The following is a 16704-nucleotide window of genomic DNA, read 5'->3' as shown; positions in this document are numbered from 1 at the left end:
AGTGGAGCGGTAGTTCAGTTGGTTAGAATACCGGCCTGTCACGCCGGGGGTCGCGGGTTCGAGTCCCGTCCGCTCCGCCACTTATACTAAGCCCGAGTCGAAAGACTCGGGCTTTTTTACGTTTTGGCCTTCGGCAAAACGTAAGGCTCTGGGAGGAGCGGGCCCTAGGCTCGGGGTGAAGCATAAGCTGAAGAGCGGTAATGTAATCCCAGTACTCCGATATGAAGTAAGAAGCCCTGCTAGTAATAGCAGGGCTTTTTGCGTTTCAGGCCAGAGGCTATTGGCTTGGGGCTAGAGGAAGAGCAAGGAAGCATGGCCATTGGTAAAGCGGCTAGAGAAAAAGCAGCCGTTTGACTTATGGGGGCATTTGTAAAATTCTGGTTCGCCAATCGCCAATCGCCAATCGCCAATCGCCAATCGCCAATCGCCAATCGCCAATCGCCAATCGCCAATCGCCAATCGCCAATCGCCTCTTAATACCCCCGGTCTACCAATCCAAAGCTGGAATTTCCTTCACCGTCCATACAGTCATCCGGGTAGCCGGGGTTGATCACCGTACCGACCGTTTGTTTCCCAGCGCAGTAGTCAAACCGCCCTTTGAGGTAGCCGGCACGGTATTTTTCGTAGTCGATTTCAGCATAGCCGCCGCGTTTGCCGATATCTACTTCAGTCAGTTCCCGGTAGCCTTGCTCCCCATGGTAGGCCCCTAACTCTTCCCATTGCTTGTTTTTCGCCAAATCGGCTTCATACTGGCTCGAGCAGGCCCCCAGCAATATAACCGATACCGCTATCAAGCATACTTTCAGTAACCTAGCCATGGTGCCCCCTCAATTTAAAGAACTGAGTTAATTATGGTTTATCCGTTGAGAGTTGCCACTGCCCGGCGGCCGCTTTCGCTCATTGTGCCGAGCATGGCGAGTAATAATCCCAAACCTGCACCAATGACCATAATCCCGCCCAGGTGCCAAGCTTCGCTGATCCCAAGCTTTAGCAACCCATTGCTGAGCAGGGAGGCAAATACCATCTGGCAGGCGCCTGATAGGGCTGAAACGGTCCCCGCCTTGTTGCCGTAAGGAACAAGCAGCAACGACTGGGCGCATGGGAAGGCAATACCGTTGGCCATTGCCATCAGGAAGTGGCCGCTGACCATCCAAATAGGTGAAAGTGGGGCAGCTATCAGTACTGAGCCGGCAACAAAGTGCAGCAGTGGAGAGAGCATTAGCATTTTTTGTGTGCCCAATCGCGGGCGCAGCCGCTGGCAAACCAGACCGCCGCAAAGTAAGCCGAATGCTGGCCCCATCGCCCAGAGTGCGTAGCGCTCAGAGCTCATTCCAATTTGGACCTGCATGATAAATGGCATCATTGAGATAGACAGGACAACCAAAGCGAAGTTAACCCAGCCGATGCCGGCAAAAGACAAGAAGTGGCGCTCTTGAATCAACGACAGATAGGACTTTGCCAGTTGGCTGACTGACGGTGGGCGCTGGGTTGTTGCCAGAGTTTCACTGAAGCTAAGCAGTAGTAATAACCAGACCACCGCTATATAGCCGAGCAAGATAACAAAGACAGTCAGCCAGCCAAAGTGATGGTTGACGATACCGCCGATAACCGGTGCCATAATTGGGGTAAAGGCCGCGACAATAGCGAGCCAAGTCATTGCTTTGACCAGATCTTGCCGTTGGTAACTGTCACGGATAGTGGCACGTGCTAAGACAGCCACACTCCCTGCTCCCATCCCTTGGATAATGCGTCCGATCAGTAGCCAATGAAAGGAATCGGCTTGTAGAACCCCTACTGCTAGCCCGCAGGCTGCGATCAATAAACCTGACAGCAATACTGGGCGGCGGCCGAAGACGTCAGATAACGGGCCAAAAATAAGCTGTGAGGCTCCAAAGCTGAATAAATACCCAGAGACTAGCAGTTGGACCTGTTCTGTTGAGAGATGTAGCGAGAGGGCGACAGCGGGTAGGGTAGGAAAGACCAAGCCTAGGCTTAATTGACCAATGCTAACAATCAAGCATGCAAGTAATAGTGGTTTCCAATTAAATCCGGCCATCTTCCCCTCCAATTGTGTGACATATAAATTATGCCCTCTCAGGTGGGGAAGGTTAAGCAGCGCGGGCTCAATGGATTATTTCCCAAATGGAACGAGTATTTATTTACTTGTTGATTGTGTAGGTGAACGGGTTCGCGAAAGAAAATTTGCTACCGCTCGTCTGTACTTTGCCCTGCTTCATGGCGACCAGCACTTCTTTTTGGACTTTGACCAAGGAGAAGAAGCGGATAACCATGAAGACGATAAACACCGGCATAATAATTTGGGTTACCGGCATAATATGCAGCACCATTTCATTAATCAGCCATATCGCCAACATCACCAGCATGGCATACAGCGAGTGGGGCTTCAGGACAATTTTTATTTCGTTATCTGTCTCTTTCCGTTCAAAGAAAAATGACATTTCTCTCTCCTTGTTGTTGTTTGCCGTTACCCTCTCATAAATGCCGGTAGCTTGGCAATCTGGTAAGGAGACTTTGTGACTGTTCGACTCTGCCGTTTTGTTACAGCTGAATAACGGTAGAGATAAAACTGGCAAGCTAGGTAAGAGTGGAGACAGGCTCGTGGCAAATTTACACGATAGGGGAAGCATCATATTGTGCTGGTATGAAATGAAAAAAACGCCTCGAAAGAGGCGTTTTTTATCAGCAATTAGTTGTTGCTGTGCAACTCGCTGTTCAGCTCAACGGCTGATTTGTTTGCCAGGCACTCAATTTGACCTGTCATTGAGTTGCGGCGGAATAGCAGGTCAGAAACACCTGCAAGATCGCGGGCTTTCACGACTTCGACTTCCTGGCCGTTTTTGTCCAGCATACGTACCTTAGAGCCAGCAGTTACATATAGGCCAGACTCGATAGTACAGCGGTCACCCATAGGGAAGCCAAGGCCGGCATTTGCACCTAGTAGGCTATTTTCGCCGATAGAGACAACGACTTTACCGCCGCCTGATAGGGTACCCATGATAGAAGCACCGCCACCGATGTCAGAGCCGTTACCTACTACAACACCTGCAGAAATACGGCCTTCAACCATGCTCACGCCAGTTGTACCAGCATTGAAGTTGATAAAGCCTTCGTGCATAACAGTCGTGCCTTCGCCCACGTGTGCGCCCAAACGAACACGAGAAGTATCAGCAATACGAACACCAGTCGGTACCACGTAGTCCACCATTTTAGGGAACTTGTCGACACAATCGACAGTGATAGTTTCACCGTTCAGGCGGGCTTCCATTTGACGCTCTGCCAACTCAGGAAGATCGATTGGGCCTTGGTTGGTCCAAGCGATATTGTGTAGAAGGCCGAAAATGCCGTCCAGTACTACGCCGTGTGGCTTAACTAGGCGGTGGGAGATCAGTTGTAGCTTCAGGAAGCCTTCTGCAACAGACGCTGGCGCTTCGTCAGCAGCAAGGATCACAACAACAAGCGGTTGTTCTGATGCGGCAGCTTTAGTTGCGAAGTTAGCACTGGCTTCTTCACCTGCTGTGCTGAAAGCAGCTGCAAGATCGGCGCACTGGGCAGCTGTGACTTCGATAGCTTGATTACCTTCCTTGTAATCAACGATAGCGGCAATCGCATCAACTAGCGCGTCAGCTGGGTTCAGGATTGGGGTTGGGAAAAACGCTTCGATGATTTTGTTATCGCGGTTTTTGGTTGCAGTACCAAGGGCTAGTGAAAAGCTGGCCATTACTGTTGGTTCTCCATGTCAAAGTAATTTATGCCGTGTATCGGCAAATTGTGATGAACCCATCATAAAGACACTTGCATCGATATTGAAGGGGGGAGGAGGCAATCGGTGAAAAATGATGAAATTATGACAATTGGACAACGCTCCCGCTGTCGATATATGGCAATAAAAAACCTCCTGAAAAAGGAGGTTTATCATGAAGAAAACGAGTTGGCTCAGTTACTAAGCCGCAGCGTCGTCCTTTTGCTCAGCAACAAGCTCAGGCTTTACTGCTTTTTTCTTTGGAGCCGCTTTTTTCTTTGCTCCTAGTGCAACTAGCACTTCTTCACGTTTCTGCGCCAAGAACAGCGAAAGCTCTTCTTGCTTGGCTTCATCCTCGAAAAGCTCACTTTCGCTTAGCAAAGTAAACATCTCGTCCGCCATATCTAGCATCTTGTCGTATGCGTCGGCTTCGGACTTAGAGGTGAAAGTCATCTTTTCTTCTCCGTTGCGCTCAACTACATATTTGACGATAACAGCCATAGTCACCCTCTCCCGAAATTGATTTACTGGCTGTTTATACAGTAGCATTAAGGGCTATGTCCAGTGATAAGCGTGTTAATGTGATGGCAAGAGAAAAATTTTCGCAAATATATGCCCGAGCCGCGGAGCGCAAGGGCGGAGAGGCTGTGCTAGAAAGCATGTTGGCGACCCCATTGTCTGCTGAACAGCTAGAGCTGATTGGTGATGACCGTTGGTTGGCCGCCTTTACCCAGAAAGTGTTCCAATCCGGGATCAGCTGGCAAGTGGTACGGAACAAGTGGCCAAACTTCGAAGAGGTTTTTTTCGGTTTTGATATCGAGAAGATGCTGTTGATGCCAACCGAAATGTGGGAGCGAAAAGCGACCGAACCGGCCATCATCCGCCACTTGGCCAAAGTGATGACCATTCCCGAAAATGCCCATATGATCCACGCCGCTGCGGTTGAGTATGGTTCTTTCTCTTCTATGGTAGCGAACTGGCCGCAGGACGATATTACCGGCCTTTGGCGTTACCTTAAAAAGCATGGCAAGCGGTTGGGCGGCAATACGGGCCCCTATACGTTACGAATCATGGGCAAAGACACGTTTATCCTAAGTGGGGATGTTGAAGCCTATTTGCGCCAAACGGGCATCATTGATGGGGGGCGGGATACCCAGAAGTCGCTGACGGCGGCGCAGAGCGCTTTTAGTGAATGGCAGCAAGAATCTGGCCGACCGCTATGTCAGATCAGCCAGATCATCGCATTTAGCTGTGGTGATAACCGCGTTTAATCACCCGCTGCTTCAAGATTGACTTGGCATAGCGGGGAGTTCCACTGCTGGCAGAACTCAATAAACAGTTTCAGCAGTGGGCTTTGGTACTTCTCTTTGTGGTAGAGCAACCAGTACTGGCGATGCATATCAAGCGGTAGCGACAGAATTGTCAGGCGGTTATCTTTCACAGCATGTTCAACAGCACGGCGTGAGAGCAGGGTGAGGCCAAGGCCTGCTGCCGTGCAGTTGATAATGGCCTCGGTGTTGTTGAGCTCAAAGGCTTGGTGCCAGTTTTCTAGCCTTGGTGCCAGTCGACCGAGGAAATATTCCCGGGTACCAGATCCCGGCTCGCGTAGGATCCATTCGCTGTGTTCAAGATCGCTCAGGCTTAACTGGTCAATTCGGGCCAATGGGTGATCGGGGTGGCAGGCAACGACCATTTCATCCCCAAGCCAAGGGATCACTTCCAAGTTGCCGGCCTGTACCTTGCCTTCGACCAAACCGATATCCAGCTCGAACTCGCCAAGCATATGGCAGATCTGGGCAGTATTGGCAATAAATAGGCTCTGATCGCAGTGGCTTGAATCTTGGCGGAAATCCCGCAGCAGGAATGGGGTAACCTGGTTGCCAACGGTATCGCTCGAACCAATTTTGAGCTTACCGGTTACCGGGCCTTCTTGACTAAATAGCTGCTCAATATCCTGGCTTCGTGCAAGCAACTCATCAGCTAACGGCAGTAAGCGTTTGCCTTGCTCGTTGATCAACAGGCGGTTATTGTTGCGGTCAAATAACTTATGGCCAAGCTGTTTTTCCAGCTCGGAAAGCGCCATACTGACGGCTGGTTTGGAGAGAAACAGTTTGTCGGCAGCGGCGGTGATTGTCAGCTCTTGAGCGACGGTGACAAATACTTTCAATTGACGTAGGGCGATATTCATCGGATTAGCTCTTGTTCTGGTTTTCTTAACTACGCATTAAATATATTCAATTATCCTAAACTATAAACAGTCGTTACACTACCCGTGTGTTCAATAGTAGTGACGTAACAGTCCTTGGGGGAGTAACGAAATGATTACAGTAACAAAGCAAAAAGTGCTGGGCGCTCCAACTCCAATGGCTGGTCTAGCACTAGGCATCGGAAGCCTTGGCTGGTGCTGGGAAAACGCCGCCGATCTTGGTGGACGAGGACAACTCATTGGGGCGGGGATCGCTAGCGTTCTGTTAGTGGTACTGCTGTTTAAGTTCCTCATTCACCCTCGGGCTTTGTGGCAAGATATCAGCCATCCGGTAGTGGGCAGTGTTGTACCCACTTTTGCCATGGGGACCATGGTGGTGTCCAAGGCGCTGGGTATTTACTACCCAATTGCAGGGCAGGCGCTATGGCTAGCGGCCGTTGTACTGCACCTTATTTTCTTGGCGTTGTTCACTTATCACCGTGTAAAGGATTTTGAACTGCACCACATGGTGCCAAGTTGGTTCGTACCACCAATTGGCATTATTGTTGCCGATGTTGCTTTTCCTGGCGGTGCATTGCGCCCATTGGCAGAAGGCCTGCAGTGGTTCGGTATGGGGATCTACGCCGTCATGCTACCTCTGATGGTATACCGTTTGATTTTCAGCCATGAGATCCCAGACGCCGCAAAACCAACGATTGCGATTATGGCAGCACCTGCCAGTCTGTCTCTGGCTGGTTACCTAACGGTGACCCAAGCGCCATCCCCAGTTGTGATTGCTTTGCTTGGTGGGATTGCAGTACTGATGACCTTTGTGATTTATTTGGCGCTGGTTCGTTTGCTTCGCTTGTCATTTAGCCCGGGTTACGCTGCATTTACCTTCCCACTGGTAATTGGTGCCACAGCAATGTTTAAAACAGCAGCGTGGATGACAACTCAGGGATACGATGTAGAGTATGTAAACCAAGTATCATCATTGGCCCATTTGGAGTTGTATGTTGCTACTGCAGTCGTGAGCTATGTGGCGCTTCGCTACGCGGCATTCTACCGCCCAGTCTCACAGTTGTTGCATTGCCTGACACCAAGCCGTGCGTAAGATCGCACCCTGCAGTTAGGTGTTACAAAAGCTATCTGATTAAATGCCCAGCAACGCTGGGCTTTTTACTGATTTGAATTTGCAGCTAATCCATTGATGGTAGACAATCAAAGGTAATTTCCTCTACCGGTGAGTCACCTACGTGTTTACTGTCTATCACTCCAACCAACTGGATCTTCTGAAATCCCTGCTTGTTGAACTCGTCCGTCTTGAACCCCTCGATAACCCGTTCGAACAAGAGCAGATCTTGGTGCAAAGTCCCGGTATGTCACAGTGGTTAAAACTGGAACTGGCCAAGTCTCAGGGGATCGCCGCCAATATCGAGTTCCCGCTGCCAGCAACTTTCATCTGGAATATGTTTACCAAGGTGCTGAGTGATGTGCCGGCGCGTAGTGCTTTCAACAAAGAGGCCATGACCTGGAAATTGCTTCAGGTGTTGCCCGAGCAGTTATCGCTACCAGAGTTTGCACCGCTGGCCAATTATTTGAGTGATGATCCCAACCAGGTCAAAAGCTATCAGTTGGCAGAGAAAATTGCCGATATCTTTGACCAGTATTTGGTGTACCGCCCGGAGTGGGTCCAGGCTTGGGAGTCCAATACCATTGATCCTGAATTGGTGGAAGAACACCCTTGGCAACCTTTGCTGTGGCAAGCACTTTATGACCATACCCTCGCGCTTGGACAGTCGCCGTATCACCGAGCCAACCTGTATGACAACTTCATCGAAACGCTCGAAGGATACTTGCAAAGTGGTTCGCCACTGCCGGAGGGGCTACCTAAACGATTGTTCGTATTTGGTATTTCTGCCTTGCCGCCTCGCTACCTAGATGCACTGGCTGCATTGGGTAAGCATATCGATGTGCATTTGATGTTCACCAACCCCTGCCGCCATTACTGGGGCGATGTCCGGGATCGTAAATTCCTCGCCCGGTTGGCAGCCAAGCAACGCCAACAACTGCAGTGGTGTGCCGACCATAGCGAGCATGGCGCAGTGATCTCTCCGCTTAAAGGGGATATCGAAGCCAATGTGGTTGATGAAACCCATGAAGGGGCGGTGGGCAATACCTTGCTGGCATCGCTGGGCAAGTTGGGCAGGGATAACCTGTACCTGCTGTCGGAAATGGAAGCTTATGAAGTCGAGGCTTTTGTCGATATCGAGCCTGACTCACTGCTCCATGCGGTTCAGGCTGACATCCTCAACCTCGATGATCGGATCAATGATGAAATCACCGAATCGAGCCACCACAAACTGGCTATTGCTGCTGACGATTCCTCGCTGAGTATCCATGCCTGCCACTCGCCAATGCGCGAGGTAGAGGTGCTGCATGATAACCTGTTGACGATGCTGGCAGACAATCCTGAGTTATCGCCTCGAGATATCGTGATCATGGTCGCTGACATCAACAGCTACAGCCCATACATCCAGGCGGTGTTTGGCAATGCGCCGGGTGATCGCTATATCCCATTCTCTATCTCGGATCGCAGTGCTGATCAGGAGAACCCGTCATTACTCGCGTTCCTCCGCTTGCTGGCCTTGCCGGAAAGCCGCTGTCAGGCATCGGAGTTATTGGAATTGCTTGAAGTACCCGCAGTTATTGCCCGGTTTGGCTTTGACAGCGATAAATTCGAGCGGGTGAAGCTGTGGATCGAGGAAGTCGGGATCCGCTGGGGGTTGGATGACGACACCGCTGAAGAGTTCGCCCTGCCGCGACAGCAGCAGAACACTTGGTTGTTTGGTTTGCAGCGTATGCTGCTGGGCTATGCCATGCCACAAGAAGCTGGCTTGTACCAGGGCGTGCTGGCTTATGAAGAAGTGCAAGGGCTGGATGCCGAATTGGCCGGTCAGCTTGGCCTGTTTATTGAGACCTTGGTGCGCTATCGCCAGCAGTTGGCCCAGCCACAACCGATCACCGGTTGGATTGCGGTACTTAACCAGATGCTCGATGACTGCTTTGCGGTAGATATCGATGGTGAGCTGGTATTGAGGATGATCCGTGACAAGCTCCAGCAGCTTGAGCAGCAACTGGACGATGCCGGGTATGATTCGGATATTACCCCTGCGGTGATGCGTGATTACCTCAACGGCAAACTATCTGGTGAGCGGGTCAGCCAGCGCTTTTTGGCCGGGCAGGTCAACTTCTGTACCCTGATGCCAATGCGTTCGATCCCGTTCAAGGTGGTGTGTCTGTTGGGGATGAATGACGGGGTATACCCACGTTCTATCCCGCCGGAAGGATTTGATTTGATGGCGGGCCGTAACCGCCACGGTGACCGCTCCCGTCGGGATGATGACCGTTACCTGTTCCTTGAGGCAATTCAGTCAGCCCAGCAGGCCTTGTATATCAGCTATGTAGGCCGCTCCATCCAAGATAACAGTGAAAAAGTGCCGTCGGTGCTGGTCAGTGAGCTAATTGAATATTGCCAGCAAGGTTATTGCCTTGCCGGTGATGAGGCCTTGCCGGTCGATGAATCGGCAAACCGGTTGGTGGCAAGCCTCACCCAAACGCACCCACTGGTGCCGTTTAGCCCGCAGGCGTTTAGCGGCGGCAGACATAGCTATGCCGCAGAATGGTTACCGGTAGCCAACCAGGCTTTTATCGAGCCGGAAATGTTCCAGTCATCCCCGCTAGAGCCGGATCTTAGTGATGACCGGGCCGAGGGGATCCTAGAGCTGGCAGAACTATCGCGTTTCTGGCGCCTGCCAGTGCAGTATTTCTTCAACCGCCGCCTGAAAGTCTTTTTCGATGGTCAGCAGGGCGGGCCGGAAGATGATGAGCCGTTTGCGCTCGATGGCTTAGGTCGTTACCAGTTGCGTGAAGCCCTGTTAACGACATTCCTTGACTGCCAGAGACAACAATCGCAAGGCCAGCAAGGTCTGAGCCGCGATCAGGCGTTTGAACAGTTTGCCCGCTACCAGCAGGCTGCCGGTGGTCTGCCGGTCGCCCAGTTTGGTGAGCTGGAGTTGATTGAAGAGCGGGGGCAGATAGAACAACTGGCTGATAGCGTGGTTCAGTATATGTCCCAGCCACTGCCAGATGTCGAGGTCGATTGCGTGATACCGGTTGCCGGACGGGGGATCCGTCTGCAAGGTTGGCTTAAACATATGACCCAGCAGGGGCTTGTCCGTTATCGTCCCGGTAAAATCCGAGCTCAGGATATTCTGGCATGTTGGCTTGACCACCTCTGCTTGGCTGTCATGAAACCTAGTCAGCCGACTTACCTGATTGGCATTGATGGAGCCTGGCAGCTCGAGCCTGTTTCCGCCCAATATGCCCTGGATCAATTGGCGGTGTTAATTGAAGGCTATGACAGTGGTTTGACCCAACCCCTACCGTATTTCCCGCGTACTGCCCATGCTGGTATTCAAGCTTGTATCGATAAAAAAGGTCAGTGGTGCGACGATGATGCCACCTTGTCAAAGGCTGAGGGCAAAAGGGCGGAAGCCTTCAACGGTGGCTATATGTTCGATGGTGAAGGTAATAACAGTTACATCTACCGGGTGTGGCCGCAATGGGACGACGAACTGGCTCAGCAGTTACAGTTGTGGGAGAACCAGATATTGAAGCCTGCAATGAAGCAGTTGCGAGAGGTTGAACAGGGCTAATCGTACTGAGGACAAAGCAGGGGAGGTGTAGCGTGGCCGCCAGCAAATCATTATTGATTGTAGGGTGTTCGCTGTACGGCCACCGGTCCAGAGGTTGACCAAATTTCGTGGCTCAGATACTAGCGGACCAGATAGGTGGAAACCGTGAAACGTCTCTCATATTGATAGATGGGTTAGTGCTGAAATTCGATATATTTATTTGAATTCGTGCTAGATCACAAAAAATAATTTTGGGCGGGCTGGGTTTTGTAATGAAACTGTGGCCCTGTTCACTGACAGGAATCGGCGTATTCTATGACTCAACATTCACTTCTCATCACTCCGGAACCGCTGGAGCCGATGTGTTTTCCCCTTCACGGCAACCGCTTGATCGAAGCATCAGCCGGTACCGGGAAAACCTTTACTATCGCTAGCTTGTATTTGCGCTTGCTGCTTGGCCATGGTGATAATAGCACCCGTTTCCCCCGTGAACTGACCGTCGATCAGATTCTGGTTGTGACCTTTACTGAAGCGGCGACGGCAGAATTACGCGACCGTATCCGGCGCCGGATCCATGATGCCCGTTTGGCCTTCAGCCGTGGCAGCAGTAATGATCCCGTCATTAAGCCTTTGCTGGAAGATATCAAGGATCACAAATCAGCGGCAGCAATTTTGCTGCAGGCTGAGCGTCAGATGGATGAAGCGGCGATCTTTACCATCCACGGTTTTTGCCAGCGGATGTTGACCCAGAATGCCTTTGAGTCAGGCAGTTTGTTCAATAATGAATTTGTTACCGAAGAGAGCCATCTCCGAGCACAGGTGGTCGCTGACTTCTGGCGCCGAAACTTTTATCCGCTGCCGCGTAGCCTGGCGGCTGAAGTACGCAAGCTATGGGCTGCACCCGGTGCATTGCTCTCGGAGATCAACCGGTTTTTGTCTGGCGCCGAAATAACGGTACGAGCGCCTGAGTTAGCAGGCAGCCTCGAGCAGGTTCATGAGGAGAACCTGCAGCGAATTAACCACGTTAAGCGGTTGTGGTGTGACAGTGCCGGTGATCTGCACGACATCATTGCCAGCTCAGGTGTGAACAAGCGCAGCTACACCAAAACCAGCTTACCGAAGGCGCTGGCAGAAGTGGGAGAGTGGGCCGAGCGGGATAACACGGGCTACCAGCTGCCAAAATCTTTGGAGAAGTTTGACCAGCAGGTGCTGTTTGACAAGACCAGTAAGGGCCAGCCACCGGAGCATCCAGTATTTGTGGCGATTAGCGAACTATTGGCTAACAAGCCCAATGTACGTGATCCCTTGTTGGCTCATGCGATCAAGGAGTGCCGCCAGTTGTTGCTCGAAGCCAAACAACGAAAAGGTTGGCTATCGTTCGATGACTTGTTGACCCAGTTGTCTGCGGCCCTCAGCCAAGATGAAAGCGGCTTGTTGGCGAGCCGTATCCGTCACCTCTTCCCGGTGGCGATGATCGATGAATTCCAAGATACCGATCCGCTGCAGTACAGTATTTTCAGGACGATTTATGGCGAACAGCATCTAGAACAAGTGCAGCCGGAAGGTGAAAGCAGCCCTTGTGGCTTGTTTATGATTGGCGATCCCAAGCAGGCTATCTATGCCTTCCGTGGTGCCGACATCTTTACCTATATCCAAGCGCGTCGTCAGGTGACCGCCCACTATACACTGGGTACTAACTGGCGCTCGACCGCTGAAATGGTCGGTGCGGTGAATCGGATCTTCCAGCATCCGGATCGCCCGTTTATCTACGATGAGGATATTACCTTCCTGCCCGTTGATCACAGTCCCAAAGCCCAAGGCCGGGGTTGGCAGCTTGATGGCGTGAAACAACCGGCAATGTGTTTTTGGCACCAAGAAGCTGAGGAGCCTATTAAAAAAGGTGATTACCAGCAGGTGATGGCCGAGGCGACCACGGCAGAAATTCAAAAAATCCTGACCCTTTCCCAGCAGGGCAAGGCATCACTGGTGGATGGTGAGCAGAGTCGCCCGATCCATGCCAGTGATATTTCGGTGCTGGTGAGAACCGGCAGTGAAGCCGCATTGGTCCGCCGAACTTTGGCTGATCAGGGCATTGCCAGTGTCTATTTATCTAATCGTGACAGTGTGTTTGCCTGTACCGAGGCGATGGATATATTACGCTTCTTGCAAGCGGTATTGACCCCAGAAGACGACCGCAATATGCGAGCGGCATTAGCTTCTAGCCTGTTTGGCCTGACGGCGCAGGCGCTTGACGCGATGAACACCAGCGAAAGTGTCTGGGAGCAGTATGTGTCGGAGTTCCGCGCATACCGCAAGCTATGGCAAACCCGCGGGGTATTGCCGATGTTGCGATATATGCTGGCCCAGCGTCAGATCCCAGAGACCTTGCTGAGCCAGAATGGCGGTGAGCGCCGGGTGACTGATATTTTGCACATTGGTGAGCTATTGCAGCAGGCGAGCCAGACCCTGGACAGTGACCATGGCTTGCTACGCTGGCTGGCTGAACATATCGAAGAGCCTAACGGTAATGCCGATGAGCAGCAACTGCGCTTGGAGTCGGACAGGAATTTGGTGCAGATTGTTACCATCCACAAGTCCAAGGGCCTTGAATATGACATTGTGTTCCTGCCTTTTGTTTGTAGCTACCGTGAAGCGAGTACCGCGTTGTTCCACGACGAGCAAAGCCAGCAATCCGTGTTGGATATTGCCGCCAACGAAGAGAGCATGGAACTGGCCGAAAAAGAGCGGCTGGCTGAAGACTTGCGTCTGCTGTATGTGGCCCTGACCCGTGCGGTTTACGGCTGTTATATCGGCATGTCGCCAATTCGCAACGGGTTGAGCCGCAAGGAGCCGACAGGCTTGCACCGCTCAGCCATCGGTTGGTTGGTGCAAAACGCCCAGGAAGGGGGCTTGATCGATTTAACCAATGCCTTGAATTCATTGGCTTCTCAATCCGAGGCTGTGGCCGTATTGTCACCTCCGCCCCTACCGGATACCCCTTGGCTGCCGGTCGAAGAAGAAAAGCCGCAGCTGTCTGCGTCAGTGTTTGATAAAGACATTGACCGGAGTTGGTGGATCACCAGTTATTCGGGGCTTATCAAGCAAGGCCATAGCCACCATGATGCATCTTTCGAGCTGCCGGGGTTCGATACCGATTCGTCGGGCGATGAATCCCTGGGGGATGAGGAAATCGAGCCGGCTAGGTCGATCTATACCTTCCCGAAGGGGGCAAGGCCGGGTACTTTCCTGCATACCTTGTTTGAAGAAATTGAGTTTACCGCCCCGGTCGACAGCCCAGAGACGACAGAGAAGATCTTGGAACTGCTCCGTCTTGAGAACTACGACGAGGAGTGGCTTCCTGTATTGCAGGCCATGATCAGCGATGTGCTGGCGTGCCCACTTGATGGTGAGGCGATGCGTTTGGGTGAGCTTGCCCCATCCCAGCGCCTTACCGAGATGGAGTTCATGTTGCCGATCAACCTACTCTCGGCCCCATTGCTCAACAAGGTGATTGCCCGCCACGATAATTTGTCGGCCAAGGCCGGCGAGTTGGGCTTCGCTACCGTGAGCGGCATGCTGAAGGGATTTATCGACTTGGTGTTCGAGTACGGTGGCCGTTACTACGTACTGGACTGGAAATCGAATTGGCTCGGTGACGATCCGAGTGTTTACCGGGATGGCATGCTGGATCAGGCGATGGTTGATCACCGCTACGATCTGCAGTACCAACTCTATGCACTGGCGTTGCACCGTTTCCTCAAGGCCCGTAAGGCCAACTACAACTATGATGACCACTTCGGTGGCGTCTATTACGTGTTCTTGCGAGGGGTGAAAACCGGTAGCGATAGCGGTATTTTCCGCGCCAAGCCATCGCTGGCCCTGCTGACTGAAATGGAGCGCTTAATTGACGGAGAATCCCCAGATGCTTAATCACCTTGAAACCCTTGTCCGTCAAGGCTACCTACGTCCGCTGGATCACCAGTTTGCCAAATTTGTCGCCCAAGGTGATAAGCAAGCGGCAGATCCGCTGGTGGCAATTATTGCGGCGCTAGCGAGCTATGAGCTAGGTCAGGGCCATGTTTGCCTGCTGCTATCGCAGGTTGATACCGCCAGGTTGTTTGGTCTGCCGACCAAACTCAGTTTACCGTTGGCTGATGGGCTGCCAGAGTCACATTTATGGCAGGCACATTTGGCCCAATCGGAGGCTGTTTCTGATGGTAGCCAGCCTACACCGCTGGTGATGGATGGCGACAGGGTTTACCTCAACCGCTATTGGCAGTTTGAGCAAATGGTCGCGAACCAATTGCGGCTTCGGGCACAAAGTGGCGAACAAGGTTTGCAGCCTGAATTGATGGCGGCCAAGCTCAACGAATTGTTTGCCCGTGACTACCGTTATCTGTTTGCTGCTTTGCAGACGTTGGCGCAGTCTGGGGGCAACCCAGCGGACAGGCAGCGTGAAGTCTGTGACAAGTTGGATGTTGTTACACCCCAAGTGTTGGACTGGGCGGCAATTGATACCGTACTTCTGTCGGCTGGTAGTGTGGATGAGTTAGCGGCACTTGATGCCTTGGTTCCTGCGAGTAGTTGCCTCAATTGGCAGAAGGTCGCAGCCGCTGTCGCGCTAACCCGCCAGTTTGCCGTAATTTCAGGCGGCCCGGGTACCGGTAAAACGACAACAGTCGCAAAGCTGCTGGCAGCGCTTGTTACTCAGGCTATTCAACGAAATGAGTGTGATGAGCAAGGTGTGCTTCAGCTACCTGATATCAAGCTTGTGGCTCCAACGGGTAAGGCAGCAGCCAGATTGACTGAGTCGATAGGCTCAGCGGTGGATTCGCTTGCGGTAGACGATACGGTCAAACACAATATTCCGACCCAATCGAGCACCATTCACCGTTTGCTTGGTGCTATCCCTAACCGGGTTGCCTTCCGCCATAACCGAGACAATCCACTACACCTGGATGTGCTGGTGGTCGATGAAGCCTCGATGGTCGATTTGCCCATGATGGCACGTTTGCTTGATGCACTTCCTGCACATGCAAAACTGATTCTGCTTGGCGATAGGGACCAGCTAGCATCCGTTGAAGCGGGCGCAGTGTTGGGTGATATCTGTGGCTTTGCCGAGCAAGGCTACACTTCAGCGCAAAGCCAGTTGCTAAGCCAGTTGACTGGTTTCCAGTTCCAGCAGGCACAAGCAACCCCAGCAGCGGTTGCCGACAGTCTGTGTATGCTGCAAAAGAGTTACCGCTTCCATGCCCAATCGGGGATTGGTCAACTGGCCAAGGCTATCAACAGTGGCAAGCCGTATCAGGTTGAGCAGGTTTGGCAGCAAGGCTTTAGAGATATTCAGCACTATCCGCTAGGCAGCGAGACCTATCAGACCATGATAACCAATGTGGTGAGCTTCTACAGCGATTACCTTGAAGCGATTGAAAAGGGTGAGGCGCCAGGCGAAGTGCTTAAAGCCTTTGCCCAGGTTCGATTGCTCTGCGCCGTACGGGATGGTGACTTTGGTGTCGCTGGCTTGAACCAGCGTATTGAACGGGCATTGGCGCGCAAGGGGAAAATCGCCCCCGGTGAGGATACTTGGTATGTCGGCAGACCGATTATGATCAGCCAAAATGATCATGGTTTGGGGCTCTACAACGGTGATATTGGGATTGCCATGTACGACAGTGAAGCAGATCCCTTGACGGGTAAACGGCCGCTTCGGGTCTATTTTGAAATGCCTGACGGCACCATTCGGGGTGTGTTGCCAAGCCGGTTGCCTGAACACGACACGGTTTACGCTATGACGATCCATAAATCGCAGGGCTCGGAGTTTGCCGATACCCTGATGGTACTGCCACCCGATTTCAGCCCGATTTTGACCCGAGAGCTGGTGTATACCGGAGTGACGAGGGCCAAATCCAAGCTGTACATGTTTGCTACCAAGGATGTCTTGAACCGCTCTGTAGCTATGCGGACGGAGCGGGCGAGTGGCTTGGCAAGTTTGTTGGCTTGAGTCGACATGACAGCAGAATGAAAATTAAAAAAACGCGCGAGTACATCCATGTAGCTCCGAC

12 protein-coding genes and 1 tRNA gene are annotated in these 16704 nt (G+C 52.2%); 6 read left to right on the top strand and 7 right to left on the bottom strand.

The window, feature by feature from the left end:
* Positions 1–3: 3 nt before the first annotated feature.
* A tRNA-Asp gene (locus tag BIZ37_RS13855) sits at positions 4–80 on the top strand.
* A gap of 211 nt (positions 81–291) precedes the next feature.
* Here BIZ37_RS13855 and BIZ37_RS30270 read toward each other — a convergent pair.
* From BIZ37_RS30270 to BIZ37_RS13830, 6 genes are all read right to left on the bottom strand, one after another.
* A complete protein-coding gene (locus BIZ37_RS30270; protein ID WP_222939674.1) occupies positions 292–459 on the bottom strand; it encodes a hypothetical protein in 168 nt (55 codons plus the stop codon).
* A 14-nt stretch (positions 460–473) separates the two neighbouring features.
* Positions 474–818 carry a DUF2799 domain-containing protein gene (locus BIZ37_RS13850; protein WP_187462009.1) on the bottom strand — a complete coding sequence of 115 codons (345 nt, stop codon included), beginning with the start codon at positions 816–818 and terminating at the stop codon, positions 474–476.
* Between the two features lie 38 nt (positions 819–856).
* Positions 857–2056: a multidrug effflux MFS transporter gene (locus tag BIZ37_RS13845; protein ID WP_187462008.1), complete on the bottom strand. Its 1200-nt coding sequence runs from the start codon at positions 2054–2056 to the stop codon at positions 857–859.
* A 103-nt stretch (positions 2057–2159) separates the two neighbouring features.
* On the bottom strand, positions 2160–2459 hold the full coding sequence (locus tag BIZ37_RS13840; RefSeq protein ID WP_187462007.1) for a hypothetical protein: 300 nt from the start codon (positions 2457–2459) through the stop codon (positions 2160–2162).
* A 248-nt stretch (positions 2460–2707) separates the two neighbouring features.
* On the bottom strand, positions 2708–3739 hold the full coding sequence (gene dapD / locus BIZ37_RS13835) for a 2,3,4,5-tetrahydropyridine-2,6-dicarboxylate N-succinyltransferase (protein ID WP_187462006.1): 1032 nt from the start codon (positions 3737–3739) through the stop codon (positions 2708–2710).
* A 222-nt stretch (positions 3740–3961) separates the two neighbouring features.
* Complete coding sequence (locus BIZ37_RS13830) at positions 3962–4261, bottom strand: YebG family protein (protein WP_039462973.1); 300 nt, start codon at positions 4259–4261, stop codon at positions 3962–3964.
* Positions 4262–4344: 83 nt separating this feature from the next.
* Here BIZ37_RS13830 and BIZ37_RS13825 point away from each other — a divergent pair, with 83 nt between their 5' ends.
* Positions 4345–5031, top strand: coding sequence for a DNA-3-methyladenine glycosylase I (locus BIZ37_RS13825; protein WP_187462012.1), 687 nt, complete (start codon positions 4345–4347; stop codon positions 5029–5031).
* On the opposite strand, the gene BIZ37_RS13820 is transcribed toward BIZ37_RS13825, so the two are convergent.
* Positions 5028–5948 carry a LysR substrate-binding domain-containing protein gene (locus BIZ37_RS13820; RefSeq protein ID WP_187462005.1) on the bottom strand — a complete coding sequence of 307 codons (921 nt, stop codon included), beginning with the start codon at positions 5946–5948 and terminating at the stop codon, positions 5028–5030. The genes BIZ37_RS13825 and BIZ37_RS13820 overlap by 4 nt on opposite strands.
* 130 nt (positions 5949–6078) lie before the next feature.
* On the opposite strand from BIZ37_RS13820, the gene BIZ37_RS13815 reads away from it, so the two are divergent.
* The 4 genes from BIZ37_RS13815 (at position 6079) to recD (ending at position 16643) form a co-directional block, all read left to right on the top strand.
* Positions 6079–7059 carry a TDT family transporter gene (locus BIZ37_RS13815; RefSeq protein WP_187462004.1) on the top strand — a complete coding sequence of 327 codons (981 nt, stop codon included), beginning with the start codon at positions 6079–6081 and terminating at the stop codon, positions 7057–7059.
* Positions 7060–7201: 142 nt separating this feature from the next.
* Positions 7202–10663 carry an exodeoxyribonuclease V subunit gamma gene (gene recC / locus BIZ37_RS13810; RefSeq protein WP_187462003.1) on the top strand — a complete coding sequence of 1154 codons (3462 nt, stop codon included), beginning with the start codon at positions 7202–7204 and terminating at the stop codon, positions 10661–10663.
* Between the two features lie 294 nt (positions 10664–10957).
* A complete protein-coding gene (gene recB, locus BIZ37_RS13805) occupies positions 10958–14572 on the top strand; it encodes an exodeoxyribonuclease V subunit beta (RefSeq protein ID WP_187462002.1) in 3615 nt (1204 codons plus the stop codon).
* The gene (gene recD, locus BIZ37_RS13800; protein WP_187462011.1) at positions 14565–16643 is read left to right on the top strand and encodes an exodeoxyribonuclease V subunit alpha; all 2079 of its coding nucleotides are present in this window, start codon (positions 14565–14567) and stop codon (positions 16641–16643) included. Before recB ends, recD begins: the two co-directional genes overlap by 8 nt.
* Positions 16644–16704 lie beyond the last annotated feature (61 nt).

The organism is Photobacterium sp. BZF1 (assembly GCF_014349205.1).
GTDB lineage: Bacteria > Pseudomonadota > Gammaproteobacteria > Enterobacterales > Vibrionaceae > Photobacterium.
The sequence above is the reverse complement of the archived record's forward strand: the minus strand, read 5'-3'. Positions and strand labels throughout refer to the sequence as shown.

Bases quoted from the DNA above. Each gene is read 5' to 3' on its own strand.
- recB (WP_187462002.1), top strand. From the start codon at position 10,958: ATGACTCAACATTCACTTCTCATCACTCCGGAACCGCTGGAGCCGATG.
- BIZ37_RS13825 (WP_187462012.1), top strand. From the start codon at position 4,345: ATGGCAAGAGAAAAATTTTCGCAAATATATGCCCGAGCCGCGGAGCGC.
- BIZ37_RS13845 (WP_187462008.1), bottom strand. From the start codon at position 2,056: ATGGCCGGATTTAATTGGAAACCACTATTACTTGCATGCTTGATTGTT.
- BIZ37_RS13830 (WP_039462973.1), bottom strand. From the start codon at position 4,261: ATGGCTGTTATCGTCAAATATGTAGTTGAGCGCAACGGAGAAGAAAAG.
- BIZ37_RS13850 (WP_187462009.1), bottom strand. From the start codon at position 818: ATGGCTAGGTTACTGAAAGTATGCTTGATAGCGGTATCGGTTATATTG.
- BIZ37_RS13815 (WP_187462004.1), top strand. From the start codon at position 6,079: ATGATTACAGTAACAAAGCAAAAAGTGCTGGGCGCTCCAACTCCAATG.
- BIZ37_RS13820 (WP_187462005.1), bottom strand. From the start codon at position 5,948: ATGAATATCGCCCTACGTCAATTGAAAGTATTTGTCACCGTCGCTCAA.
- BIZ37_RS13840 (WP_187462007.1), bottom strand. From the start codon at position 2,459: ATGTCATTTTTCTTTGAACGGAAAGAGACAGATAACGAAATAAAAATT.
- dapD (WP_187462006.1), bottom strand. From the start codon at position 3,739: ATGGCCAGCTTTTCACTAGCCCTTGGTACTGCAACCAAAAACCGCGAT.
- recD (WP_187462011.1), top strand. From the start codon at position 14,565: ATGCTTAATCACCTTGAAACCCTTGTCCGTCAAGGCTACCTACGTCCG.